The organism is Arthrobacter methylotrophus (assembly GCF_039539965.1).
Classification (GTDB): domain Bacteria; phylum Actinomycetota; class Actinomycetes; order Actinomycetales; family Micrococcaceae; genus Arthrobacter; species Arthrobacter methylotrophus.
The window spans coordinates 4,789,981-4,814,986 of sequence record NZ_BAABED010000001.1 but is presented as its reverse complement, the minus strand read 5'-3'; the positions used below and the strand labels follow the sequence as shown (position 1 = coordinate 4,814,986).

Genomic DNA, 25,006 nt, shown 5'->3' with positions numbered 1-25,006 from the left:
CCTCAGTTTCCCGTGCCAACGACGGCGGCGGCCGGCGACGCGTACCGGCTCGTCGGCCTCCCCAGACCCAGCAACTCCCTGAACGTGCCACCTTGGGCAACCGGCTTCAGGGCTCCACGGCGCCGCAGTTCGGGCAGAACCAGTTGCGCCAACTCCTCGAGTTCCACATCCAGCACGGCCGGATGCAACCGCACCCCGTCGGCCACGGCAAGCACGTCAGCGAGGAAGTCCACCAGCTCCGCGGCAGTGCCCACGAAACGCGCGCGGGAACTCGCCCAGGGGGTATGCGCCTCCAGTTCGGCCAGCCGCGTGGAGGCGCTTTGCCCGCGCGAGTCGAGGACGACGTCGAGCTCTGCCACGACCGCCGGGCCGCCCCCAACAACGGTCCGGCGGGCGCGCACCTCCGCAAGCTCCTCGATGAGCAGCGAGGTCGTCGGCGTGGACACCAGCACCGCGTCGACGGACGAAGGAAGCAAGGAAGCCTGTGCTACCACGGGAAGCTGCCCCTGCAGTGGACGCGGAATGATGGATGGCCCCTTCACGGAATATCCGGCTCCGACGAAATCCGCTGGCGTCTCGAAGTCGACGTAGTGCAGTTTGTCGACGTCAAGGTACCGTCCGGTGGCGACATCGCCGATCACGGCGTCGTCCTCCCAAGAATCCCAAAGCCGCCGGCTCACTTCCACCGACGCCGCAGCTTCTTGCGCCAAGGCGTTGCCCTCCACAAAAGAGCGCCCGACGGCGGCGGCCTCCTCTGCGGAACCGCTCGCCGCGACGAGCCAACCGGCCCGCCCTCCCGAGACATAGTCCAGGCTCGCCAGTTGCGTTGAGATGTGGAACGGTTCGGTGTAGACGGTATCCACCTCCGGCACCAGCACGATGGAACCCGTCACCGGCCCGGCGAAGGCGGCCCGCTGCAGGGCATTCACGCGGCCCACAACATCGGACCCCGCGCCCACAGGCCCGTCGGCGAACGTCGCAACGTGGAAGCCGGCCGATTCCGCGGCCAGCACCGTGCTCCGGATTCGCGAACCATTCAGCAGCTCATCCGGCGCATGCCGCGCCTTGCGCCATGCCGCGGGATGGGAGCCGTCGCCGTCGAGTTCAAGGGCCAGGAATCCTTGCCGGTCCGCGCCAGGGGTGCCGCTCACTGCTGCTCCTGCCTTTCGTAGGGGATCTGTTCGCCGGCTTCGATGGCCACGGTCAGCCTGTTTTCCGCGGGTGGGAGCGGGCAGCTCGCAAGGTCTGTGTAGGCGCAGGGGAGGTTGACGGCGCGGTTGAAGTCGAGCACCACGGAGCCGTCGCCACCCGGGGTCGCCGTGAGTGAGCGATTGGCGGCGTAGCCTTGCCGTAGGATCCGTCCTTGATGGCGGAATTCAGGGCATCCGTGATGGCCGGAGCCAGGCCGTTGCCTTTGAGGGTGGTGGCCGCGACAAGGGTCTCGGAAGGCCAGCCTGCGTTGACCTTGCCCACCACTTTCAGGTCGTTCCGGGTGTTCTCCCGGTAGGACACAGAGGGGTAGGGCGCAAGGTTCAGGTCCGTCCGGCTGGAGGAGAGCGCCAGAATGGTGTCGGCGTCGGAAGAGTAGTACTGCAGGATTGCCGGTGCCTTGCCGCGGGATTCGAGGTCCTTGTTCCATGCCAGGAGGATCTTTTCCTGGTTGGTGCCCGAGCCCACCGAGACCTTCAGACCGGAGATATCGTCCGCGCCCTTGATGTTGTAGGTGGAGAAGTCGAACAGTTTCACCCGATCCTTGTTGATGCCCACGTTCGAGAACACGGCTTCAAAATCCCCGGACTGGGTCTTGAGCGGCCAGTTCCCCCACGGGGTGACCTGCACGTCCAGTGCGAGCCCCAGCTTGTCCGCGACGAGCTGGGGCAATGTCCACTTCGACGCCGATGGGCGTCTTGTTGTCCGTGGCATAGAAGGATAGCGGAATGGCTGCGGCCGTGGTGCCGACGGTCAGTTTGCCGTCCTTGCCGATCGCGGCCGGCACCTCGGCTGCTGCGCCGGGATCCTTTTCCGCGCGGATTCGGTTCTGCTCCGGTGAGGTGTTGTAGGCGACGCCGTTGCGCGCGGTGCTTGTGGACGGGCTGGCACCGGCTGCCGAAGCGCCGCGGTCCGAGCAAGCGGCGAGCACCGGAAGGACGACGGCGGGCAGCACCGCGAGCGCCAGGAGTTTGGTTTTGATGCGTGGCATAGTGATGGGTCCTCAGATGTTGAAAGCTGGTTCGATGACTTTGGAGAAGAAGCTGCGCGTCCGGGCCTCCCGGGGATTAGCGAAGATCTCCTGGGGACTGCCCTGCTCCACGATCTGGCCGTCGTCCATGAAGACCACGGTGTCCGCCACATCGCGGGCAAAGCCCATTTCGTGCGTGACGATGATCAAGGTGGTGCCGGAGGTGGCGAGTTCGCGGATGACGTCCAGGACTTCGTTGACGAGCTCCGGGTCCAGTGCCGAGGTGGGCTCGTCGAAGAGCAGGATCTTGGGGTCGAGGGCCAGTGCCCGGGCAATGGCAACACGCTGTTGCTGGCCGCCGGACAATTGCCTTGGGTAGGCGTCGGCCCGGTCCTTGAGGCCCACGCGGTCCAAAAGTTTCAGCGCACGCTTGCGGGCCTCGGTCTTATTCCGGTGGAGCGCGACGACGGGCGCTTCAGTCACGTTTTCCAGTGCGGTGAGGTGGGGGAACAGGTTGAAGTTCTGGAACACCATGCCGATGTCCGTGCGCTGCTGGAGGATGTCCTTCTCGCGCAGTTCGTGCAGCTTGTTCCCGCGGACCTGGTAGCCCACCAACTGGCCGTCGATGGTGATGTACCCGCCGTCCACCTTTTCCAAATGGTTGATGGTCCGCAGGAGCGTGGATTTCCCGGAGCCGGAGGGCCCCACGATCACTGCGACTCCTCCTGGCGGAACCGTGAGGCTCACACCCTTGAGGACGTCCGTTCCCCCAAAGGACTTGCGCACGTTGGTGATGTCCACGTGGCCGCGGCTTGTGGTGGTCATCGGGGTTCCTTCGTTCGGTCAAGGTTCACTGGCGCGTGGGTGGCAAAGAACTTCCTTGCCTTCTGCAGCGGAGTCAGGGGCAGGTTGCGGACGGCGCCCTTCGAGTAGTGGCGCTCAATGTAGTACTGGAAGACACTCAGTACCGAGGTAATGGCCACGTACCAGAGCGTCGCCACAAGGAGCAGCGGAAGGACCTGCTGGGTGCGGTTGTAGATGACCTGCACGGTGTAGAAGAGCTCGGAGTAGGCCAGGACGTAGACGATCGACGTTCCCTTGACCAAGCCGATGATCTCGTTGAAAGCGGTAGGCAGAATGGCCCGCATGGCCTGCGGCAGGACGATCCTGGTGGACCGCCGCCAGGCCGGAATGCCCAGGGCCGCGGCTGCTTCAAGCTGGCCTTGATCCACCGAGAGGATGCCGCCACGGATGATCTCGGCAGAGTACGCCGCTTGGTTGAGGGTCAGGCCCAGGACTGCAGCCGCGAATTGGCTGATGAGGGTGGTGGTCTGGACCTCGAAGAAGCGGATATCCGTGAAGGGGATACCTAGGCTGATCTTCTCGTAGAGGTACCCCAGGTTGTACCAAAGCAGCATCTGGACCAGCAATGGCGTGGAGCGGAAGATCCAGGAGAACGTCCATGACACCGAGACCAGCAGCGGGGACGCGGAAAGCCTCATGAGCGCCAAGATGAAACCGAGGACAAAGCCGAGCGCCCCGGAGATGACCGTGAGCTTGAGGGTCTCCACGAGGCCGTTCACCACGGATTGTGCGGTGAACCATTGCGCCACGACGCCCCACTCCCAGCGCGGATTCGTCGCGAGTGACCAGGCGACGGCGACGACGCCGAGCGCCACCAGCACCGTGCCTACCCAGCGCCAAGGACGCCGGGCCGGGACCACTTTGTAGCGGGAGTAGTCGGCTGCGGGCCGGGCGATGTCACCCGGGGAAGCGGCGGCCGCCGGGCTTTCCGTGACGGCGCTGTGTTCCAAAAAGGCGCCGGGCGCCGGTTCCGGTGCAGATTGCTGTGCGGACTGCGCCACCGTGGTTGCTGCTGAACTCACGCGCCACCTCGCTTCGTATCGGTTGTTGGCTATCGGATGGCAGCCAATCTAGGGGCGTCCTGGAAGCGGCTGCAAGGCGGATTTTTGCACTTCTTCACGGTGCTTCATGGCGCTTCGCGCGGCTTCATGGCGCTTCGCGCGGCTTCATGGCGCTTCGCGCGGCCTCATGGCGCTTCGCGCCGCTTCATATGGAGCCATATGAGTCCGTTCTTTGCGCCTGTTGACGCTCCGTGACGTGTGGTGAACGGCCGTTACCCCGGCCTCGACCGAAGCCCCACCACCTCCCTAGGCTCGGGTACCACCAGCCACTGCAAACAGGAGTTGCCATGCCGTCCTCTGTCCCCACCATCACCTTCATCGGCGGTGGTCCGCGCTCAGCCGGCATCCTCGAACGGCTCACGGCCAACAAGCCCGGACTCTTCGACGGCCCTCTGGCCATCCACATCGTGGAGCCGCATGAACCCGGTTCCGGGAGGATCTGGCGCTATGACCAGAGCCCGGGGCTTCTGCTCAACTCCACCGCTGCGGACGTCACGATGTTCACCGACGGCTCCGTGGCCTGCGCCGGTCCCCCCGTCAAGGGTCCGGGACTGGCCGCCTGGGCTGCCGGAGTGCTCGACGGGTCCATCCGCGACGTTCCGCCATTGGAGCCACATATCCTTGAGCAGCTTCGGACGCTGACTCCAGCCTCATTTCCCAGCCGCCAGCTCCAGGGCAAGTACCTCGAATGGTTCTTCCGTCACGCCGTTGCGGGCCTCGGACCGGACGCCGAAGTGACGGTTCACCGGGACACGGCCACCGCCGTCGAGCATTCACAGCTGCCCGACGGCGGCGCGAGGTACAGCGTTCGGCTCTCCTCGGGTACGATGCTCGAGGCCGGCCTCGTCGTGTATTCGCTGGGCCACACAGATTCCCAAACCGAGCCGGAATCGGCACGCCTCGCGGACTTCGCCGCCCGGCACGGAGGGTTCCACGCGGCGCCGTCGTATACCGCCGACGTCGGCTATTCAGCGATCGCCCCCGGCCAGGACGTCCTGGTCTCAGGCATGGGGCTGGCGTTTGTCGACCTGCTGGTGCTCTTGTTCGAGGGGCGCGGCGGCCATTTCGAAAACAGGCCCGACGGCGGCCTGGACTATGTGCCGTCCGGCGCCGAACCGCGGCTCTGGGCAGGCTCCCGGCGCGGAGTCCCCTACCACTCCAAGATCTCTTCCACCCTGCGCGGGGAGCCCGTCGGCGCACTGCGGTACTTCACCGCGGCCGCCGTCGAATCGCTGCTTGAGGCCCACGAAGAACTGGATTTCCGCGCCCAGCTCTGGCCCCTCGTCGCCAAGGACGCCGGCTACGCCTATTACCGCGAGCTCTTCACCGGCTATCCGGAACGGGTCCGCGGCGGCTGGGACGAGTTTTCGGCGCGCTTCGATGCTCTGGATTGGTATAGCCGCGAACGCGAAGACCTCGTTGCTGCGGCGATCCCGGACCCGGCGCTCCGGCTGGACCTCGAAGCGCTGGACCAACCCTTCAGCGGCTGCGCCTTCGCGGACCACGCTGCCGTTCAGAGGTCCGTGGTGAGCTACATCGAACGCGACCTCAACCTCCGCACCAGCCCCGACCATTCGGAGACGTTGGCCTTGTTTTCAGCCCTCCTCCGCGTCTACATGGAGCTAGGCCGGCTGGTCCCCCAGGAGCGGCTCAATTCGCGCTCCCAGCAAGCGGTGCACGGATGGTGGCACGGCTTCTTCAGCTTCGTGGATTCCGGGCCGCCACCGCACCGTCTCCATGAAACCCTCGCCCTGCACAGGGTCGGATTGCTGCAGTTCCTTGGGCCCGGGATGTGGGTGCGTCCGGACGAGGCCAGCGGCCGGTTCGTGGCCGGATCCTTCCAATCACCCGTGGTGGTGGACGCACCGGCATATATCGAAGCCCGCTTGCCGCCGCCGTCGGTGGCGCGCTCAGCGAACCCTGCGCTGGCGGACCTGCACGACGCCGGTTGGGGAACCGAACAGTTGCTCCTCACCTCGGACGGTCCCCACTCCACGGGTAAGCTGTTGGTCTCGAGTTCGCACGAGGTGTTGGCTCCCGACGGCGGACGGCAGGTGGGCCTCTTCGCCGTCGGACCCTGGACCTCGGGTTGGGGCGCGGGTGCGTTCGCGCGGCCCGGCACCAACGCTGCACCGTTCCGCGAGAACGACGCCTTGGCCCGCCGCCTCCTCACCGAACTCGCCGCCCCCTCTGCCGCTCACCCCGGCACCGGCCACCCAACTAGCTCGCATTTGTTGTCGCTATGACGCCTCATAACGACAACAAATGCGACCCAGTTGGGTGGGGTGTTCTGAGTCTGCCCATGCACGATCCGCGCGTAAAACCCCTCCTGGAGGAACTCGCCGTCGAATACACCACGCGCTACGGGGACTTGTTTGGCAGCGGTGGCGCGGCCGAGGAGCTCAACAGGTACCCGGCCGGCGAGTTTACCGCACCCCACGGCGCCCTGCTCATCCTGCAGGAAGACGGCGAAACCGTCGCGGGCGGGGCATTCCGCCGCTACGACTCCAGCACGGCGGAACTCAAGCGGATCTGGACCCACTCGGCACACCGGCGTCGAGGGTTGGCCCGGGTGGTTCTCGCGGAGCTGGAAGCCGAGGCCGCCCGGCGCGGCTACCGGCAGATCTACCTGACCACGGGTCCGCGGCAGCCCGAAGCCAAGAACCTCTATCTGGCTACCGGCTACACCCCTTTGTTCGACCTCGATGCGGATCCGGAAGAAATCAAGCACTTGGCGTTTTCGAAGGACCTGGGTTCCATCGGGGCGTGAGATTCCTACCTGGCTGCCTGGCGAGCCGCGGCTTCAATCCGGGCCCGGTGATCACCCCATTCTTCGGTGCTGCGCTGTGACAAATTCGGGTCTCCAGGGCCTTTCCCGGCGGAGCCATCGATGAGTTCCCTGAGGATGTCGGCATGCCCCAGATGCTGAGCCGTCTCGACGCACATATGCACCAGGATCTGATGAAGGGTCACGTGGCGGCGTTCTTCCGCCCACCACGGCACCTTCCCAGGAGCGTCCAGATGCAGGGACTCGATAGTTGCATCGCTGTGCTCGGCCGAGAAGTGATGCAGTTCGATGATCTCCTCCCTGCTCTCTTCGGACGGAACCCACAGATCGGCGTCGGCCTCGGCATCGTCGGCAAACCAAGGCAAGTCCCTGCCGCTAGGCCGGCCAAAGACCTCCCCGAAGTACCCAAGCTCCACGCTGGCCACATGCTTCACAAGCCCCAGCAGGTTGGTCCCGGTAGCGGTCATGGGCCGGCGGACGTCGTACTCGTCGAGTCCGTCGAGCTTGCCGAGGAGCTCGCCTCGGCGCGCACGCAGGTATTTGAGCAAAATCGCTTTGTCATCCATGCCGGGCACTATACCGTTGGCGGTTCCGGCTGCGTCAGATTCGGGCACCCTTCTCGGGATGATCGCGACTGTGTAGCGTCGGTGCATGGCCAAACTGATTTACACAGGGATCATGTCTCTGGACGGCTATACCGCTGACGCCGCCGGCAAGTTCGACTGGAGCATGCCGGACGAAGAAGTGCACAGCTTCGTCAATGACCTCGAACGGCCCGTCGGCACGTACCTCCTCGGCCGGAGGATGTACGAGGTCATGGCGGTCTGGGAGGACATGTCCCTCTCCCAGGAGCCACCCGTCATCCGGGACTACGCCGAGATCTGGCGTGCCGCCGACAAAATTGTGTACTCCACGAGCCTGGAAAGTCCGTCCACCGCCAGGACGCGTATTGAGCGGGAGTTCGACGCCGGAGCCATCCGGGCGCTGAAAGAGACCGCACCGCGGGACATGTCCATTGGTGGCACAACGCTCGCAGCCCAAGCCATCAAAGCTGGCTTGGTGGACGAGTTCCGCCTCTTCCTCACGCCAGTCGTCGTCGGGGGCGGCAAACAGTACCTCCCGGACGACGTACGGATAACGCTTGAGTTACTGGACGAGCACCGCTTCGGCAACGGCGTCGTTTACCTTAGGTACGCCAAGGGGGATGAGTAGAACCTCCAATTAATTCGGCCCTTCTTCAGGCCTGCACGGTTAGGCTACGCGCACCGCCAACAAATCCACAGCTGAAAAGCTCGCGACGATCCAGCAGGGATACACCCTCGAAGGCGCTACCATCGAGCTAGTTGCCGCCATCATCGACGGCGAAGTCCACAAGGAAGCGCAAGTCCGGTTGCCGCTTTCCATGATGAACCGGCATGGCTTGGTGGCCGGCGCCACGGGCACCGGCACCGGCACATGATGGCGGAACAACTGTCCACGGCCTGCCGGCCGCCGTCGGGCCTTCCGAAGCATGTTCATTCGTCACGTCAGGGGAAGCATGCTCAGGTATTGCGGACCCGGCAGGTAACGTAAAGGGCGTGCAGTTGAGTCAAGCGTTGGTCAAGGCCGCGGCCGGGTGGCTGCTCGGCCTGATGCTTGCTGTGGCCGCTGCGATCGTTGCCGTCAACCTGGTGAGCAATTCGATAGCCAGTCCGCAGCAGCAGGTTCGCGATTACCTTGACGCCCTTCAGAAGGGGCATGGCGGGGAAGCCCTCGGGCTCCTTCACGCCTCCGTGCCCAACGCCAACGCCGCCATGCTGGACGGCACAGCGCTGCAAACGGCCGCGTCGAAAATTACCGATATCAAGATCGGCAACTCCGAATCCCGTGGAGCCAACCGGGTGACGGTCCCCATGGATTACCAGATTGACGGCAAGGCTTTGCACTCGGATTTCTTGCTTGAGCGCACGGGCACTGAATGGCTGTTCTTCGGCAAGTGGTCCTTCGTCCCGGCGTCCTTGCCGACAATCGAGGTGACCGTGGTCAACTCCACTGAGGCGACCCTGAACGGCGTCCCCGTGAACCTACCCGATGGCCGCAACAGCTTTGCCGTGTTCTACCCCGGCCAATACGAAGCCAGCCTTACCGGCAAATACTTCTCGGCACCGTCCACCAACACCGCAGTAACTAGCGGCACTTTGCCCCAAGCACCGCTCAATCTCGTGACGAAGCCCACCGACGCCATGATCACGGCGGTGAGCGACAAGGTCAAGGAATTCCTGGACAACTGCGCCGCCGAAGCCACCAAGCAACAGAAGCTCCAGCCCGATTGCCCGTTCTACCATGTGACCAACAGCCGTGTGATGGATGGCACCATCAAATGGGAAATCACCGAGTATCCCAAGGTCAGCATCGATCCCTTTGGTGGCCAATGGGTCGTAGCACCCCTCAACGGCAAGGCCCGGGTAACCGCCCGCGAAGTGGACCTCTTCAGCGGAATGGTGGGGGACCTTAACGCCGTCCACGACTTCAGCTTCACGACGCGACTGGACATCGGTGCAGACACCATTACCGTCACCCCCCTGGTGAGCTTCTAGGGCACGTGGCGACGCGGGCCAGCGTCACATAGCGCAGGTTTTTGGCCGTGACCGACTCCCGAATCCCTGAGTGTCCGGCGTTGTCCCCGACGCTGGGCGCTAAAAAGTTGCTAAGCGTGACACAGTCGACGCTCGGTCCGCCGACTTTCCCCGCCCCAGAACGGCAAGCACCTCCGCAACCATGGCCTCAGAGTCGTGCACCACATCCGAATAGTAGTAACGAAGTACCGTGTACCCCTGAATAACGGACAAGTTGTTGCGGCGGTGGTCCTTCTTCACTTGCTTCCATTCAGCGTGATGGCGACCGTCGAGTTCCACGAGCAGCCAACCGTCCAGTAACAGGTCCATGTACCCCACGCCGTCGATGTAGAACTGTGGCTGGACATGGATGCCGGCCCTGCGGAAATGCGTCCGCGCCAACGTCTCCAGGAGCGAATCGGCCCCCCGATCAACCCACTGAAGGACTTCGCGCGCCTTACCGTTGCGCTTTCCAGGCAACCGCTCAAGCAGAAAGGGGACCGTCATGTCGCCCCTACCCACGGCGCACTCCACCATGACGAGGGATTCCTGCCAAGGCAGGCATCGGAGGGCGTGAATGAGGACGTCGGCCAAGGAGACCACAGGCCTGTGCGGATGCGACGGTAACACCAAACCGCCGTGATGCACCTCGTTGCGCCCATGGCTGCGGAGCTGATGCACGTGCGGGGGACCCGAATGGTCAATCGCCCACAGTCCATGAAATGGCGCCGCGCTGACGCAGGTCCGTGATTGGCGGTTTCGAACCAGTTCCACATCGGCATCTGGTGCGGACGCGAGCGCATAGATGCCGCGCGCGGGTTGTCGCACCCCGCCGAGTACCGCTTTCCTGAGCTGCGCGTCGCTAATTCCAAACCGCGCCAGCACCGGCCTTCGCGCGACGCCGCCACACCGGTTCAGTGCCTGTTCAACGTCCATGAAGCCATGATGCCGCCCGGAGGCGACGCCGTCGGCTTTCTCTTGGCCTATGTGGACAATTCAGCGTCACGCCGTGCAGTTTTTTGGCGGACCTCAGTACTCAAAACCCCGGATCTCCGGGACCGGTACCGGCACAAGGAGCCAAAAAGATGCGTGACGTGACGCAGCCGCCCAGCCAAAACCGGAGCTTAGTCCATGCCGCGCAGGTCAAGCACCAGCTCGGAATCGCCGTCGGCCTGCAAAACCACAGGGATGCCCCAGTCCTGCTGGTACAAGTGGCACGCGGCGTGGTCGGGGATTTCGCCGTCCTCGGTCTCAGGACCATCACACGCGGCCGCACGGGCCGTAATGTGGAGGACCCCCTCGGGGACATCCGCGGACAGTTCGAGCGTCCGGAGCAGACCGACAGAGGTGCCACCGCCGGACAGCAGCAGCTCGGGAGGGGTGGACGAGATCTTCAGTTGCGTAGGGTCGCCCCAGCGGTCGTCGAGTTTCTGTCCGGTCGGCGCCTTGAAACGAACCGTGAGTTCCATCTTTCCCGGCGCCACAGGGCTTTTGGGCCGATGCGTTTGAGATGCCCCTTCATCCACCTGCTGGGCTTCCTTGGGGATGGGAACCAGAACCAGCTGGTGCTTGTTGGATTCCACCACCACCAGCAACGGCTCGCCGCCTTCCGGGTAGACCACGACGACGTCACTCGGCTCCGTGAGGCCCCTCGCCAAAGTGGACACCGTCTTGGTGGCGGGGTCGTAGCGCCGCACGGCACCGTTGTAAGTGTCAGCGACAGCTACGGATCCATCGGGAAGCACCGTGACGCCCAAGGGGTGCTGCAGGCGTGCTTCGGTGGCTTGGCCGTCGCGGAAGCCGAAATCGAATAGCCCCTTGCCGACGGCCGACTCCACGGTGACGCCGGTTTCGCGAAGCACCAGGCGGCGCAATGCCGAGGTCTCGGAATCGGCCACCCAGATGTTGTGGTCCGCATCGACAGCCAGCCCGGAAGGCTGGGCGAACCAAGCTTCCTCCGCAGCTCCGTCAAGCAGGCCCTCAAGGCCCGAGCCGGCCAGGATGGACACTTCGCCGCTCAATGGCTCGAAAGTGAAGATCTGGTGAGTGCCCGCCATGGCGATGACAACCCGCTGCAGCTTCTCGCTCCACACCACGTCCCACGGCGAGGACAGGGACACCCCGGTCCCAATACCCAGCACCCCGACGTCCACCGCGTCGGCAGCGAAGTCAGCCGGACCGGCGTCGTGGTGCTGAGCCCAAGCGCCGGCCCCGCTTTCCGTCACGCGGGCAGGACCGGCGTCGAGCAGGCGCTGCACGCCATTGCCAGCAACAGTCTGCACATAACCGGAGCTGAGCGTGACACCGCGGAGGCGATGGTTCACGGTGTCCGCGACCACTGCTTCGTACCCGAGCTGCCAAGCGAGCGACGACGGGAGAACCGCCACGCCCTGTGGCTCGTTGAACTGGGCGATTTCCGCGACACCATCCAGGTACCCCTTGGTCCCGGAGCCGATGACGCGCTCCACGGTTTCAAGGTCGGGCCGCAGTTCCACGAGGCGGTGGTGACCGGAGTCGACCACGAGGTAGTTGCCGTTGTCCAGCTGGGTCGCCTTGCCCGGGAAGCGAAGAGTGCCCGACGTCGGGACGGGAGCCACATAGGGTCCGTCACCGCGGTGGAGGGTCCCCTTGGCTTCGTGCTCGGCCACGAGCTCCTCGAGGAGTACTGCGAGGCCGTCCGCGTGCCCCTCACCGGAGAGGTGCGCCACGATGTACCCCTCGGGGTCCACAACTACCAGCGTGGGCCAAGCGCGGGCCGTATAGGCCTTCCACGTGGCGAGCTCCGGGTCGTCCAGCACGGGGTGGTGGATTTCGTAACGCTCCACAGCGGATGCGAGGGCTACGGGATCGGCTTCGTGCTCGAATTTGGGAGAGTGCACGCCGACCGTCACCAGGACGTCGGCGTACTTTTCCTCGAGCGGGCGCAACTCATCCAGGACATGCAGGCAGTTGATGCAGCAGAACGTCCAGAAATCCAGCAACACGATCTTGCCGCGCAGCGATTCCAGGTCCAGTGCCTTCCCGCCGGTGTTGAGCCAGCCACGGCCCACCAGTTCAGAGGCACGGACACGCAGTTGGGTGCGTACGGTTTCGCTCATCAGCGTCCTTCCAGGTTGGTCTTGCTTTCGGGCTGCTTTGAGTCCCCGCCCGCCAGTTTGGCGTCGCGGTCTGCAAGCCGCGCAAACATATCGTTGTAAGCATTAAGGTCGGCGTTGTTATTCCTGTCTGCCGCCCGATCGGTCCGCTTCGTCTCCCGCTCATCCGAACGGGACCACATGACCGCGACGCCGATCGCCACCAGCAAGGTGGGCACTTCGCCGATTCCCCATGCCACGGCGCCGCCCGTCTGCTGGTCCAACAGGGCAGAGGGCCCCCATGTCCGGCCAAGGTTGCCGAAGTAGTCCGCAGCAAGCAAGCCGGTGCCACCCATGATGGCCACCCCGAAGAATGCGTGGAAGCCCATGGTGGCAAGCAAGAGAAGCAAGCGCATGGGGTAGGGCGCCCGGCGAGGCAACGGGTCCGAGCCGATCATCGTGAGCACAAAGATGTAGCCGGTCAGGAGGAAGTGGAGGTTCATGAGCTCATGGCCCACGTGCTCACGCATCGCGAAGCCGAATGCGTCGGAGAAGTAGAACAAGACGATCGAACCAGCGAAGTTCGCAGCGGCAAACAGCGGGTGGGTCACCACTTGCGAAAACTTGGAATGCACGAACACAAGGATCCACTCACGGAGTCCACGGGAGCCATCCCCGCGGGATCCTTCGCCGCGCGATGGCAGCGCACGCAATGCCAGGGTCACCGGTGAACCGAGCACCAGGAAAAGCGGGGCCACCATGGTCAGCGCCATGTGGTCCACCATGTGTGCGGAGAACAGCACCCGGCCGTAAACCGAGGGTGGCCCGGACGTGATGTACGTCAGTACAACCAAGCCGATCATCCAGTTCACTGTCCGGAACACGGACCAGGAGTCGCCGCGTTTGCGAACCTTGACGACTCCCTGGATGTAGCTCACCGCGCCGAAGAGGGCCACGGCAACCCATAGCCAGTCGAGCCGCCATTCGGTCAGCCAGCGCACCGGGGTGAGTTCGGGCGGCAACTCGTAGCCGGACAAGATGAACGCCGGCGACGCATCGGGTGCATAGGTGGCGAGCTGCGGTGGCGCCGAACTGGCCAGCGCGACGGCGAGTCCCGACGTCGCGCCCATCACCAACAGTTCCACGAGCACAAGCTGCCACAGAACACGGCGCGTGCTCATCGATTTTCGGGCCAGCTGCGGGATCACCCATTGCCGGTGCATCAAGCCGACACCGCCGAGGACAACCGTGGCGAAGGCCTTGGCCAGGATGATCTGACCGTATGGGGTACCTACCAAGGCCGAGAAGGTCGTGACGCGGATACTCGCGTTGATCACTCCTGAGGCGAACACCAGCACGAAGGCATAGCCAGCCAAGGTGGAGAAACGGCCAAGAGTCTGAGCAGTGATGTCCTTGGCGCCCAGTGCCTTCGAACCCCCCAAGATGCCCGAGAGAACTCCGAGCATGATGATGCCGCCCACCCAAGCGGACACGCCCACCAGGTGAAGGCCAAGGGAGTTGATGGCGCCTTCATGGTCGCTGGAACTCGCAGAGTGGCCAATCAGCGCGCTCGGCACCAAGCCGCCCAGCGCCAACGCGAGCGTCAGCGCGAGTCCTGCTAGCGAGCGGACGCCGAACAGCGCCGTCGTGACAATCGCGGCAATGATGGTCACGGCGAGCCAAGCCTGGCCCGTCTGGATGTCGGTCATGAAGTACACGAGGGAGGCAGTAAACTGCGCGTCACCGGACACACCTTGGCCTGCCACGTCCGCGTAGGTCAGGACAAGGACCGCGACGGCGGAGAGCGTCCAGGCGGCACCTGCGGCTGCCGCTACGGCCAGGGCACGGGCGAACGCGGGGTGTTCAGCGGCATCGCTGCCCCTGGAGCCGGACGCATGCCGAGGAAGGATGCCGACGGCGAAGATCAGTCCGCCAATCACGGTCGCCAACGATATGTTATGGACCGCTGTGGCCACCGGTAGGCCCCAACGGACCAGGGCACCTGGATCGGACACCTGCCGTGCGGCTGAGGCGCCGGAGAAGACCAAGGCAGCCACGAGCGCTAAAAGGAGCGCAGCGAAGCCAGCCAGCTGCCATGGGAGGGAGATCCCTTCCACGACGGCAACTGCCTTTCTTCCCGGCTTGGAAGCGGGCGAGGGGGCGGTGGCGGGTGTTTTGGCTGATGGCACCTATCCATTGTCCGCTAACGTTGGCGGCGCCGCGAATCGAGCTGACTAAAACAGAAAGACGGCAACCCGCAGGTTGCCGCCTTTCGAGCCGTTCGCCGAAGTGTCTTACTTCTTGGCGACTGCTGCCTTCAGCTTGGAGCCAGCGGTCAGCTTAACGCTGTGGCCAGCGGCGATCTGGATGGTCTCGCCGGTCTGGGGGTTACGGCCCGTGCGGGCTGCGCGGTCGGTGCGCTCGATTGCGAGCCAGCCCGGAATGGTGATCTTTTCGCCGGCGGCGACGGAAGTCTCGAAAACTTCGAACAGTGCATCGAGCACGGAGTTGACTGCAGCCTGGCTTGTGCCAGCCTTGCCAGCTACCTCGGAAACGAGTTCGCTACGGTTCTTAGCCATTTGTGTCCTCCTGGACTTTACGATTTTGGAGCTCACACACGGCATGCGCGCGAGCCACTGTTCGAAAACTTACCAGCTTGGACGGACACGGCCAGCAAATTCCCCGTGTTTCCGCGCTTTTTTGACGAAATTCACCCTATTTCAGGCGCTTTTGGGGGCCAATTCCGCCGCGGGCGAACTCCTTGGCCCCCAAGACCCCCGCTCACGTATGCGCGGTTCGGGCCGGACGCCCGCTCACTTATGCGCGGTTCCGGGCCGGACGCCCGCTCACGTATGCCGCGTTCTGTCCGGACGCCCGCTCACTTATGCCGCGTTCTGTCCGGGCGCCCGCTCACTTATGCCGCGTTCTGTCCGGACGCCCGCTCATATGTACGTGAGCGGGGGGTGCTGGCAACTGGTGGATTGGTGATGGAGGGTTTGGGGGAAGCGCCTGATGTGTGATGGAGGGTTTGGGGTTCTGTCCGGGCGCCCGCTCACTTGTGTATGGGTGGGTGGGTGGGTGGTTGGTTAAATGGTTCAGGCCCCGACATCGTGGTCGGGGCCTGAACGTTAATGGTTGTCCGGCGGTGTCCTACTCTCCCACACCCTCCCGGGTGCAGTACCATCGGCGCTGTGGGTCTTAGCTTCCGGGTTCGGAATGGGACCGGGCGTTTCCCCCACGCTATGACCGCCGTAACCCTGTTACCCGTCCCCCCGTGTTGGCGGGGGGTGGGAAGACTGTGGTTACAACATGGTGGTGTTGTTATTCAGTTGTTTGGTTCCTGGAGCAACGGGTTTTGTTGTTCGGGAACCACATAGTGGACGCAAGCAGTAATGGTTGTGTGGTGTAAGTTATCGGCCTATTAGTACCGGTCAGCTTCAACAGTCTTTAGTCCTGTCTTCCACATCCGGCCTATCAACCCAGTGGTCTGGCTGGGGGCCTCTCACACACGAGGTGTTTGGAAATCTCATCTTGAAGCGAGCTTCCCGCTTAGATGCTTTCAGCGGTTATCCCATCCGAACGTAGCTAATCAGCGGTGCACTTGGCAGTACAACTGACACACCAGAGGTTCGTCCGTCCCGGTCCTCTCGTACTAAGGACAGCCCTTCTCAAATTTCCTGCGCGCGCAGCGGATAGGGACCGAACTGTCTCACGACGTTCTAAACCCAGCTCGCGTACCGCTTTAATGGGCGAACAGCCCAACCCTTGGGACCTACTCCAGCCCCAGGATGCGACGAGCCGACATCGAGGTGCCAAACCATGCCGTCGATATGGACTCTTGGGCAAGATCAGCCTGTTATCCCCGAGGTACCTTTTATCCGTTGAGCGACGGCCATTCCACAATGTACCGCCGGATCACTAGTCCCGACTTTCGTCCCTGCTTGAGATGTCTCTCTCACAGTCAAGCTCCCTTGTGCACTTACACTCGACACCTGATTGCCAACCAGGCTGAGGGAACCTTTGGGCGCCTCCGTTACTTTTTAGGAGGCAACCGCCCCAGTTAAACTACCCATCAGGCACTGTCCCTGACCCGGATCACGGGCCGAAGTTAGATGTCCAAAGTGACCAGAGTGGTATTTCAACGATGACTCCACCCGAACTGGCGTCCGGGCTTCAACGTCTCCCACCTATCCTACACAAGCCACTCCGAACACCAATACCAAACTATAGTAAAGGTCTCGGGGTCTTTCCGTCCTGCTGCGCGTAACGAGCATCTTTACTCGTACTGCAATTTCGCCGAGTTTATGGTTGAGACAGCGGGGAAGTCGTTACTCCATTCGTGCAGGTCGGAACTTACCCGACAAGGAATTTCGCTACCTTAGGATGGTTATAGTTACCACCGCCGTTTACTGGGGCTTAAATTCTCAGCTTCGCCTTGCGGCTAACCGGTCCTCTTAACCTTCCAGCACCGGGCAGGAGTCAGTCCGTATACATCGTCTTGCGACTTCGCACGGACCTGTGTTTTTAGTAAACAGTCGCTTCCCCCTGGTCTCTGCGGCCCCGATCCCCTCCCACCAGCAAGTGGTGTTCAAGGTAGGGGCCCCCCTTCTCCCGAAGTTACGGGGGCATTTTGCCGAGTTCCTTAACCATAATTCTCTCGATCGCCTTGGTATTCTCTACCTGATCACCTGTGTCGGTTTGGGGTACGGGCGACTAGAACCTCGCGTCGATGCTTTTCTAGGCAGCATAGGATCACCGGATCCCCCCGAACGGGGGTCCCATCAGATCTCAGGAACGTCATCAAAGACACAGCGACGGATTTGCCTATCGCTGACCCTACATCCTTAGACCGGGGCAACCATCGCCCGGCCCGGCTACCTTCCTGCGTCACACCTGTTAATACGCTTACCTCCCGGGATCAGATCCCGCGCTCGGCCAAAACCCGCACACCACAAGGGTGATAGGGCAGGCTCCGGGCGGTTAGTATCCCCCGCTTGGCATGGGCGGTCCTTCGCCGGTACGGGAATATCAACCCGTTGTCCATCGACTACGCCTGTCGGCCTCGCCTTAGGTCCCGACTTACCCAGGGCAGATTAGCTTGACCCTGGAACCCTTGATCATTCGGCGGACGGGTTTCTCACCCGTCTTTCGCTACTCATGCCTGCATTCTCACTCGTGTAGGCTCCACCGCTGGTTTACACCGCGACTTCACCGCCCACACGACGCTCCCCTACCACTCCAGACGACTGAACCACGAAGGCTTGTCTACTATCTGAAATCCACAACTTCGGCGGTGTACTTGAGCCCCGCTACATTGTCGGCGCGGAATCACTTGACCAGTGAGCTATTACGCACTCTTTCAAGGATGGCTGCTTCTAAGCCAACCTCCTGGTTGTCTTCGCAACTCCACATCCTTTCCCACTTAGCACACGCTTAGGGGCCTTAGTTGGTGGTCTGGGCTGTTTCCCTCTCGACTATGAAGCTTATCCCCCACAGTCTCACTGCTGCGCTCTCACTTACCGGCATTCGGAGTTTGGCTGACGTCAGTAACCTTGTAGGGCCCATCGGCCATCCAGTAGCTCTACCTCCGGCAAGAAACACGCAACGCTGCACCTAAATGCATTTCGGGGAGAACCAGCTATCACGGAGTTTGATTGGCCTTTCACCCCTACCCACAGCTCATCCCCTCCATTTTCAACTGAAGTGGGTTCGGTCCTCCACGACGTCTTACCGTCGCTTCAACCTGGCCATGGGTAGATCACTCCGCTTCGGGTCTAGATCACGCCACTAACTCGCCCTATTCAGACTCGCTTTCGCTACGGCTACCCCACACGGGTTAACCTCGCGACGTAACACTAACTCGCAGGCTCATTCTTCAAAAGGCACGCCGTCACAACTACAAGGCTGCTCCGACGGATTGTAAGCACACGGTTTCAGGTACTGTTTCACTCCCCTCCCGGGGTACTTTTCACCTTTCCCTCACGGTACTGGTCCGCTATCGGTCATTAGGAAGTATTTAGGCTTATCAGGTGGTCCTGACAGATTCACACGGGATTTCTCGGGCCCCGTGCTACTTGGGATCCTCTCCAGGCGGTACACAACATTACGGTTACGGGGCTAACACCCTCTCCGGCCGGCCTTTCAAGACCGTTCACCTATGCCTGCACCCACACCCCACCGGTCCGGCAGAACCAGTACGGAAAGTCCCACAACCCCGCCCATGCAACGCCCGCCGGCTATCACACATGGAACGGTTTGGCCTCATCCGCGTTCGCTCGCCACTACTAACGGAATCACTCTTGTTTTCTCTTCCTGCGGGTACTGAGATGTTTCACTTCCCCGCGTTCCCTCCACACACCCTATGTGTTCAGATGCGGGTCACCAGATCACGCCTAAACGCCCCTGGCGGGGTTTCCCCATTCGGACATCCTGGGATCACAGTCCGGTTATCGACTCCCCCAGGCTTATCGCAGATTCCTACGTCCTTCTTCGGCTCCTAATGCCAAGGCATCCACCGTGTGCCCTTAAAAACTTGACCACACAAAGATCAAAAACTCTCGAAAGAACCAAACCACCAAAATGGCCGGGTTCATAAAAAAGAAATTGCTGTAAGACACGGACCAAACCCGAAAGCCCGCCCGTGCCTAGATGCTCGCGTCCACTATGTAGTTCTCAAACAACAACCCCGTACCACACACCCCGCACCAGCCCCCACCCCCACAAAAAACACCAGGAACAGGAAACCACACGCACGAACCATGCAGCCAGGAAACCAGAAACAAACAAACCCGGAACAAACCACGCAACCCTCACAGGCCACGCAACCCCTCCCGACCCTGTTGCCTCAGGACCCAACAGTGTGCCAAACACGAACACCAACACCCTCCCCGCACCCTTCCAGACCACCCCCCGCAAAACGAGAGACAACCGTACTAAGCACAGAAAAAACACCGGCCGCTATCTGCTGAAATTCCACCCATGAGCACCCACCGCAGAACGAACGCCTGCGCAATGGGCTTTGCTTCCACACACCCCCGAACCATCCATGCAGACAGCACAGGGGCAATAATGGTGCTCCTTAGAAAGGAGGTGATCCAGCCGCACCTTCCGGTACGGCTACCTTGTTACGACTTAGTCCCAATCGCCGGTCCCACCTTCGACAGCTCCCTCCCACAAGGGGTTAGGCCACCGGCTTCGGGTGTTACCAACTTTCGTGACTTGACGGGCGGTGTGTACAAGGCCCGGGAACGTATTCACCGCAGCGTTGCTGATCTGCGATTACTAGCGACTCCGACTTCATGGGGTCGAGTTGCAGACCCCAATCCGAACTGAGACCGGCTTTTTGGGATTAGCTCCACCTCACAGTATCGCAACCCTTTGTACCGGCCATTGTAGCATGCGTGAAGCCCAAGACATAAGGGGCATGATGATTTGACGTCGTCCCCACCTTCCTCCGAGTTGACCCCGGCAGTCTCCTATGAGTCCCCGCCATCACGCGCTGGCAACATAGAACGAGGGTTGCGCTCGTTGCGGGACTTAACCCAACATCTCACGACACGAGCTGACGACAACCATGCACCACCTGTGAACCAGCCTCAAGAGGGGAACGCATCTCTGCGCTTTACTAGTCCATGTCAAGCCTTGGTAAGGTTCTTCGCGTTGCATCGAATTAATCCGCATGCTCCGCCGCTTGTGCGGGCCCCCGTCAATTCCTTTGAGTTTTAGCCTTGCGGCCGTACTCCCCAGGCGGGGCACTTAATGCGTTAGCTACGGCGCGGAAAACGTGGAATGTCCCCCACACCTAGTGCCCAACGTTTACGGCATGGACTACCAGGGTATCTAATCCTGTTCGCTCCCCATGCTTTCGCTCCTCAGCGTCAGTTAATGCCCAGAGACCTGCCTTCGCCATCGGTGTTCCTCCTGATATCTGCGCATTTCACCGCTACACCAGGAATTCCAGTCTCCCCTACATCACTCTAGTCTGCCCGTACCCACTGCAGAACCGGAGTTGAGCCCCGGTCTTTCACAGCAGACGCGACAAACCGCCTACGAGCTCTTTACGCCCAATAATTCCGGATAACGCTTGCGCCCTACGTATTACCGCGGCTGCTGGCACGTAGTTAGCCGGCGCTTCTTCTGCAGGTACCGTCACTTTCGCTTCTTCCCTACTGAAAGAGGTTTACAACCCGAAGGCCGTCATCCCTCACGCGGCGTCGCTGCATCAGGCTTTCGCCCATTGTGCAATATTCCCCACTGCTGCCTCCCGTAGGAGTCTGGGCCGTGTCTCAGTCCCAGTGTGGCCGGTCACCCTCTCAGGCCGGCTACCCGTCGTCGCCTTGGTAGGCCATTACCCCACCAACAAGCTGATAGGCCGCGAGTCCATCCAAAACCGCAAAAGCTTTCCACCAACACACCATGCGGCGATCGGTCATATCCGGTATTAGACCCAGTTTCCCAGGCTTATCCCAGAGTCAAGGGCAGGTTACTCACGTGTTACTCACCCGTTCGCCACTAATCCCCCCAGCAAGCTGAGGATCATCGTTCGACTTGCATGTGTTAAGCACGCCGCCAGCGTTCATCCTGAGCCAGGATCAAACTCTCCGTTGAAGTAAAACAAAAACAGACACAACCACCACCACCGGAAATAACGGCGACAGGGCTGCACAAAATTTGAAACCAGCCGTAAAAACCAGCCCCACACCACAAAAAGTGACACAAGACCAGCCAAAACAACCAATTCAATAAAAAATCGGTATCAACAAACTTGGCACACTATTGAGTTCTCAAACAACAGACACACCCGACACCACCCAAACCACACGGTCCAAGATCGCTCCGGAGCAACTTCCCAAACTTACCAGACCCGCCAGCCCCGCGCAACTCCCGAACCCGGGAACCACACCAGACAAAACACCATCCAGGACACCCCAAAACCACACCGGAACACAAAAAACGAACCAGAAAATGATTTCCATTTGGAAGGGAGTCGGTCGCAAACTTTCCGCACCAGCGGCGGCGACTCGAATAACTTTACACACCCCAAACACCCCACGCAAATCGCACCCCAGGCGAGCAACAACCCCGGCAATCCGGGGCAAAACAGCCGGTGTCGCGCAAAATGAAGCCAGCGCCGTCGTTATTCAATAATGTGTGCTGCACCACTTGAACCGAATTGACGGTTAAATGCAAGAAGGGCCGGCAACCAAATGGTTACCGACCCTTCTAGTGCTTCTGGATTACCAGGAAGACTTGGTGATGCCCGGGAGCTCACCACGGTGAGCCATGTCGCGGAAGCGAACACGGGAGATACCGAACTTCTGGAAGGTACCGCGCGGGCGGCCGTCGATGATGTCGCGGTTACGCAGACGGATCGGGGACGCGTTGCGGGGCAGCTTCTGCAAGCCGAGGCGAGCCTCTTCGCGTGCTTCGTCAGTCGCGTTTGCGTCAACCAGGGTCTTCTTCAGTTCGAGACGCTTGGCAGCGTAACGCTCAACGATGACCTTGCGCTGCTCGTTGCGAGCAATCTTGGACTTCTTTGCCATGTTTAGCGCTCCTCTCGGAATTCGACGTGCTGGCGGATCTTGGGGTCGTACTTCTTCAGGACCAGACGGTCCGGGTCGTTACGACGGTTCTTGCGGGTTACGTAGGTGTAACCCGTTCCCGCAGTCGACTTCAGCTTGATGATCGGACGTACGTCCTTGTCCTTTGCCACTAGAGCTTCACCCCACGAGCCAGAACTTCGGCGACGACTACGTCGATGCCGCGAACGTCGATGGTCTTGATGCCCTTGGCCGACAGGGTCAGCGTGACATTACGGCGCAGGGACGGAACCCAGTAGCGCTTCTTCTGGATGTTGGGATCGAACCGACGCTTGTTGCGGCGGTGCGAGTGCGAAATGCTGTGTCCAAAGCCCGGCTCGGCTCCGGTCACCTGGCAGTTTGCTGCCATGACGACTCTCCTAAAGATTAAAATGAAACGGTCAGCAGAGTTCCTGCTTGCCGTGCGACAGGCGACGTCCGCAACCAACCCACACCATTTTCGGTAGTTTCCGCAGGGCTGGATTACTCGACTGAAATCAGCCAATGATCACCGCTGCGGCGAAGGTAGTGGGTCCGGACAAGAGGCCGGATACTGGGCGAATACTGGAATGCACGCAACTTGAGCCCCTAACTACCGGCCCGCGGATTTCCCGTTGTTGCCAACAGTCACCACCAACCGGAGCAATTGCACACGCTCCGCGCCACCTAGCGCCTAATAAGTCTAGGGGCTGGGGCAAATTATCGCCAATCGGGTGTATAAGAACCTCACCACTACGCGCCTCGAATCATAAGCGCGGGCTAGGCCCCTCACAGCAGAACGAAAGTTTGAGAGTTCAATCTTGAGTCATGAACTCACAACTCCTCGCCTCCCCGGGCCAACGTGCAGGGACCCCGCCATCCCCTCACCGAGGGGACACGCGACACAACCCCACCAAAGGAAAGTTCGCCGCTCAGCATCGCCGACGCATGTTCCGAGCGGACCTGCTCACGGTCGCGCTCTGGGCATCCCTCGCGGCGGCGCTGGCTTTGTGGCTCGCCGACGGCGGTGTGTCGTCCGTCGGGAACGCCACCCAAGCGGTTACCGCCGTCGGGATCCTCGCGGGGCTTGCCGGCATGGATCTCGTCATCCTGATGCTTCTGCTCGCGGCGCGTTTGCCTTTCGTTGACGGTGCCGTCGGGCATGACAGGGCGCTGGAATTCCATCGCAAACTGGGAAAACCGGCGCTCTACCTCTTATTGGCGCACGGACTTCTTCTGGCTACCGGCTACGGCATGGCCGAAGGGCTGAATCCCGTCAGCGAGGCCGTCGCGCTCTGGGTATTGGTACCCGATATGTGGCTGGCCTTCGTCTCCATGGCGTTGTTCATTGCCGTCGTGGTCACCTCGCTGGTGGCCGTACGGCGCCGTTTTCCCTACGAATTCTGGTACTTCGTTCATCTGCTCACGTATCTGGCGGTTGCAACCGCTTTGCCCCACCAGTTCAGCGTGGGCGGTCTGTTCGCTGAAGGCACCTGGCAGCGCTGGTACTGGCTGCTGCTTTGCATAGGAACGGGTTCGGCGTTGGCTTGGTACCGCATTGCGAAGCCGGTGATAGCAACCTACCGGCACCAGCTGACCGTGCGACGTGTGGTGCGAGTGTCCCCTGACGTCGTGAGTATCGAAATGACCGGGTTGCGATTGAATGAATTGTCCGGCAACGGCGGCCGGTTCTTCGTCTGGCGCTTCCTCGCCCCAGGCATGTGGTGGCAGGCGCATCCGTTCAGTTTGTCGGCGGAACCGCAGGTTGGGCCGACGTCGAACAGATCATCGCGGCAGCCGAGCTTGCGGATCACCGTCCGGAATCTCGGCGCGGGTTCGGCCCGGCTCGCCTCGCTCAAGCCCGGGACGAAAGTAGCTATCGAAGGACCATACGGGGTCTTCAGCACGGCGGCCCGGAGCCGGGACCGGGTTGTGATGATCGGGGCAGGAATCGGGATCACTCCGCTCCGGGCACTCCTGGAATCCACCCCCTTCGCGCCGGGCCAGGCAACGGTCCTGCTGCGCGGCAGCAGCCCGGAGGAACTGTTCCTTGGCCAGGAAATCCTGGAATTGTGCCGGAAACGTGGTGCCACCCTCTTCCACTTGACAGGTCCACGGGCTGCACATGGCCGCAACACATGGCTACCGGCCTCCGCGGACTCCTCACGGCTGCGGGACTTTGTGCCGGACATAGCAGATGCTGATGTTTATGTTTGCGGTCCGACCGCATGGGCAGGGCAGGTACTGGCCGAGGCGAAAAGCTCCGGCGTGCGGGAAGAACAGCTCCACTACGAAAGGTTCGACTGGTGAGATTCAGGGCAGGAATATCAGCGGCATTTGCTTCGGCGGCGATCCTCCTCGCCGGTTGGCAGGCAGGCGCGCACGTGGCGACCTCCAACGCGTCTGCGGTCACTACCTCCTCAACAGGAACCACAGGCGGGACGGGCTCGACGGCGGCCACGGGCTCGACGGCGGCCGGAACCACCGGGAGCAGCGCTCCCGGATCGTCCTCGGGAAACGGGACCAGCTCCAGCCTGGGAGCCTCAGCCAAGGCGAGCGGCACCTATGCCGGCGAAGCTGTGCAGACGCGCTTCGGAATAGTACAGGTCCAAGTGACCGTCAAAGCCGGAGCGATCACCGACATCACGGCCCTGCACCTGACCGACCAGGAACAACGATCGGTTCAGATCAGCGCCAGGGCAGCACCGCTGCTCCGTTCCGAGGTCCTGAGTGCGCAATCGGCGAACGTCCAGACCATTGGCGGCGCCACCATTACCAGCGATGCGTATCTGACGTCTCTCCAGGCAGCCCTCGATGCAGCCCATTTCTAGGCCCAGCGAGCCTGCTCGGGACAATACGGAACCGCGCCTTCGCTCCCGCACGTTCACC

18 protein-coding genes, 3 rRNA genes and 3 pseudogenes are annotated in these 25,006 nt (G+C 61.9%); 8 read left to right on the top strand and 16 right to left on the bottom strand.

Annotated features, from left to right (window positions below):
* Nucleotides 1-2: 2 nt before the first annotated feature.
* The 5 genes and pseudogenes from ABD884_RS24760 to ABD884_RS24745 form a co-directional block, all read right to left on the bottom strand.
* On the bottom strand, nt 3-1,151 hold the full coding sequence (locus ABD884_RS24760) for an LLM class flavin-dependent oxidoreductase (protein WP_345053966.1): 1,149 nt from the start codon (nt 1,149-1,151) through the stop codon (nt 3-5).
* Nucleotides 1,148-1,342: pseudogene (locus ABD884_RS26265) on the bottom strand (DUF1684 domain-containing protein); the annotation flags it as partial. The gene ABD884_RS24760 and the pseudogene ABD884_RS26265, both read right to left, overlap by 4 nt.
* A gap of 2 nt (nt 1,343-1,344) precedes the next feature.
* Nucleotides 1,345-2,200 (bottom strand): annotated as a pseudogene (locus ABD884_RS24755) (transporter substrate-binding domain-containing protein); the annotation flags it as partial.
* A 12-nt stretch (nt 2,201-2,212) separates the two neighbouring features.
* The gene (locus ABD884_RS24750; RefSeq protein ID WP_345053962.1) at nt 2,213-3,004 is read right to left on the bottom strand and encodes an amino acid ABC transporter ATP-binding protein; all 792 of its coding nucleotides are present in this window, start codon (nt 3,002-3,004) and stop codon (nt 2,213-2,215) included.
* On the bottom strand, nt 3,001-3,939 hold the full coding sequence (locus ABD884_RS24745) for an amino acid ABC transporter permease (protein WP_345055307.1): 939 nt from the start codon (nt 3,937-3,939) through the stop codon (nt 3,001-3,003). Before ABD884_RS24745 ends, ABD884_RS24750 begins: the two co-directional genes overlap by 4 nt.
* A 162-nt stretch (nt 3,940-4,101) precedes the next feature.
* Between ABD884_RS24745 and ABD884_RS24740 the strand changes: the two genes are divergently transcribed.
* The 3 genes from ABD884_RS24740 (at nt 4,102) to ABD884_RS24730 (ending at nt 6,874) form a co-directional block, all read left to right on the top strand.
* On the top strand, nt 4,102-4,299 hold the full coding sequence (locus tag ABD884_RS24740) for a hypothetical protein (protein WP_345053956.1): 198 nt from the start codon (nt 4,102-4,104) through the stop codon (nt 4,297-4,299).
* 92 nt (nt 4,300-4,391) lie between these two features.
* Complete coding sequence (locus ABD884_RS24735) at nt 4,392-6,350, top strand: FAD/NAD(P)-binding protein (RefSeq protein WP_345053953.1); 1,959 nt, start codon at nt 4,392-4,394, stop codon at nt 6,348-6,350.
* Entirely contained in the window at nt 6,347-6,874 is a 528-nt protein-coding gene (locus tag ABD884_RS24730; protein ID WP_345053948.1) for a GNAT family N-acetyltransferase, read from the top strand. The genes ABD884_RS24735 and ABD884_RS24730 overlap by 4 nt, the downstream gene beginning before the upstream one ends.
* A gap of 5 nt (nt 6,875-6,879) precedes the next feature.
* Here ABD884_RS24730 and ABD884_RS24725 read toward each other — a convergent pair whose 3' ends face one another.
* Entirely contained in the window at nt 6,880-7,545 is a 666-nt protein-coding gene (locus ABD884_RS24725; protein ID WP_425548304.1) for a DinB family protein, read from the bottom strand.
* Here ABD884_RS24725 and ABD884_RS24720 point away from each other — a divergent pair.
* From ABD884_RS24720 to ABD884_RS24710, 3 genes and pseudogenes are all read left to right on the top strand, one after another.
* Entirely contained in the window at nt 7,544-8,104 is a 561-nt protein-coding gene (locus ABD884_RS24720) for a dihydrofolate reductase family protein (RefSeq protein ID WP_345053945.1), read from the top strand. The genes ABD884_RS24725 and ABD884_RS24720 overlap by 2 nt on opposite strands.
* 88 nt (nt 8,105-8,192) lie before the next feature.
* Nucleotides 8,193-8,383, top strand: a pseudogene (locus ABD884_RS24715) (helicase HerA-like domain-containing protein); the annotation flags it as partial.
* A gap of 92 nt (nt 8,384-8,475) precedes the next feature.
* Nucleotides 8,476-9,468 (top strand): zinc ribbon domain-containing protein, encoded by a 993-nt coding sequence (locus ABD884_RS24710; RefSeq protein ID WP_345055299.1) that lies wholly within the window; start codon nt 8,476-8,478, stop codon nt 9,466-9,468.
* Between the two features lie 99 nt (nt 9,469-9,567).
* Here ABD884_RS24710 and ABD884_RS24705 read toward each other — a convergent pair whose 3' ends face one another.
* The 10 genes from ABD884_RS24705 to rpmB form a co-directional block, all read right to left on the bottom strand.
* Entirely contained in the window at nt 9,568-10,422 is an 855-nt protein-coding gene (locus tag ABD884_RS24705) for an endonuclease domain-containing protein (protein ID WP_345053942.1), read from the bottom strand.
* Nucleotides 10,423-10,610: 188 nt separating this feature from the next.
* Entirely contained in the window at nt 10,611-12,584 is a 1,974-nt protein-coding gene (locus ABD884_RS24700; protein WP_345053939.1) for an NHL domain-containing thioredoxin family protein, read from the bottom strand.
* On the bottom strand, nt 12,584-14,749 hold the full coding sequence (locus tag ABD884_RS24695; protein ID WP_345053936.1) for a bifunctional copper resistance protein CopD/cytochrome c oxidase assembly protein: 2,166 nt from the start codon (nt 14,747-14,749) through the stop codon (nt 12,584-12,586). Before ABD884_RS24695 ends, ABD884_RS24700 begins: the two co-directional genes overlap by 1 nt.
* A 105-nt stretch (nt 14,750-14,854) precedes the next feature.
* The gene (locus tag ABD884_RS24690; protein WP_184739845.1) at nt 14,855-15,139 is read right to left on the bottom strand and encodes an HU family DNA-binding protein; all 285 of its coding nucleotides are present in this window, start codon (nt 15,137-15,139) and stop codon (nt 14,855-14,857) included.
* A 558-nt stretch (nt 15,140-15,697) separates the two neighbouring features.
* Nucleotides 15,698-15,814 (bottom strand): 5S ribosomal RNA (gene rrf / locus ABD884_RS24685).
* A 146-nt stretch (nt 15,815-15,960) separates the two neighbouring features.
* Nucleotides 15,961-19,098 (bottom strand): 23S ribosomal RNA (locus ABD884_RS24680).
* A 544-nt stretch (nt 19,099-19,642) separates the two neighbouring features.
* Nucleotides 19,643-21,167: ribosomal RNA gene (locus ABD884_RS24675) — 16S ribosomal RNA — on the bottom strand.
* Together the 16S, 23S and 5S rRNA genes form the textbook arrangement of a ribosomal RNA operon.
* A 629-nt stretch (nt 21,168-21,796) precedes the next feature.
* Nucleotides 21,797-22,102 (bottom strand): 30S ribosomal protein S14, encoded by a 306-nt coding sequence (rpsN, locus tag ABD884_RS24670; protein WP_028267656.1) that lies wholly within the window; start codon nt 22,100-22,102, stop codon nt 21,797-21,799.
* Nucleotides 22,103-22,104: 2 nt separating this feature from the next.
* The gene (gene rpmG, locus ABD884_RS24665) at nt 22,105-22,272 is read right to left on the bottom strand and encodes a 50S ribosomal protein L33 (protein ID WP_003798558.1); all 168 of its coding nucleotides are present in this window, start codon (nt 22,270-22,272) and stop codon (nt 22,105-22,107) included.
* Entirely contained in the window at nt 22,272-22,508 is a 237-nt protein-coding gene (gene rpmB / locus ABD884_RS24660) for a 50S ribosomal protein L28 (protein WP_028267657.1), read from the bottom strand. The genes rpmG and rpmB overlap by 1 nt, the downstream gene beginning before the upstream one ends.
* 437 nt (nt 22,509-22,945) lie before the next feature.
* Here rpmB and ABD884_RS24655 point away from each other — a divergent pair, with 437 nt between their 5' ends.
* Together ABD884_RS24655 and ABD884_RS24650 are read left to right on the top strand one after the other, a co-directional pair.
* Entirely contained in the window at nt 22,946-24,427 is a 1,482-nt protein-coding gene (locus tag ABD884_RS24655) for a ferredoxin reductase family protein (RefSeq protein WP_345053924.1), read from the top strand.
* Nucleotides 24,424-24,948: an FMN-binding protein gene (locus ABD884_RS24650; RefSeq protein ID WP_345053919.1), complete on the top strand. Its 525-nt coding sequence runs from the start codon at nt 24,424-24,426 to the stop codon at nt 24,946-24,948. Before ABD884_RS24655 ends, ABD884_RS24650 begins: the two co-directional genes overlap by 4 nt.
* The last annotated feature ends 58 nt before the right edge of the window (nt 24,949-25,006 follow it).

Bases quoted from the DNA above. Each gene is read 5' to 3' on its own strand.
- ABD884_RS24740 (WP_345053956.1), top strand. From the start codon at position 4,102: ATGGCAGCCAATCTAGGGGCGTCCTGGAAGCGGCTGCAAGGCGGATTT.
- rpsN (WP_028267656.1), bottom strand. From the start codon at position 22,102: ATGGCAAAGAAGTCCAAGATTGCTCGCAACGAGCAGCGCAAGGTCATC.
- ABD884_RS24655 (WP_345053924.1), top strand. From the start codon at position 22,946: ATGAACTCACAACTCCTCGCCTCCCCGGGCCAACGTGCAGGGACCCCG.
- rpmB (WP_028267657.1), bottom strand. From the start codon at position 22,508: ATGGCAGCAAACTGCCAGGTGACCGGAGCCGAGCCGGGCTTTGGACAC.
- ABD884_RS24730 (WP_345053948.1), top strand. From the start codon at position 6,347: ATGACGCCTCATAACGACAACAAATGCGACCCAGTTGGGTGGGGTGTT.
- ABD884_RS24750 (WP_345053962.1), bottom strand. From the start codon at position 3,004: ATGACCACCACAAGCCGCGGCCACGTGGACATCACCAACGTGCGCAAG.
- ABD884_RS24700 (WP_345053939.1), bottom strand. From the start codon at position 12,584: ATGAGCGAAACCGTACGCACCCAACTGCGTGTCCGTGCCTCTGAACTG.
- ABD884_RS24690 (WP_184739845.1), bottom strand. From the start codon at position 15,139: ATGGCTAAGAACCGTAGCGAACTCGTTTCCGAGGTAGCTGGCAAGGCT.
- ABD884_RS24725 (WP_425548304.1), bottom strand. From the start codon at position 7,545: ATGCACCGACGCTACACAGTCGCGATCATCCCGAGAAGGGTGCCCGAA.
- ABD884_RS24720 (WP_345053945.1), top strand. From the start codon at position 7,544: ATGGCCAAACTGATTTACACAGGGATCATGTCTCTGGACGGCTATACC.
- ABD884_RS24735 (WP_345053953.1), top strand. From the start codon at position 4,392: ATGCCGTCCTCTGTCCCCACCATCACCTTCATCGGCGGTGGTCCGCGC.
- ABD884_RS24705 (WP_345053942.1), bottom strand. From the start codon at position 10,422: ATGGACGTTGAACAGGCACTGAACCGGTGTGGCGGCGTCGCGCGAAGG.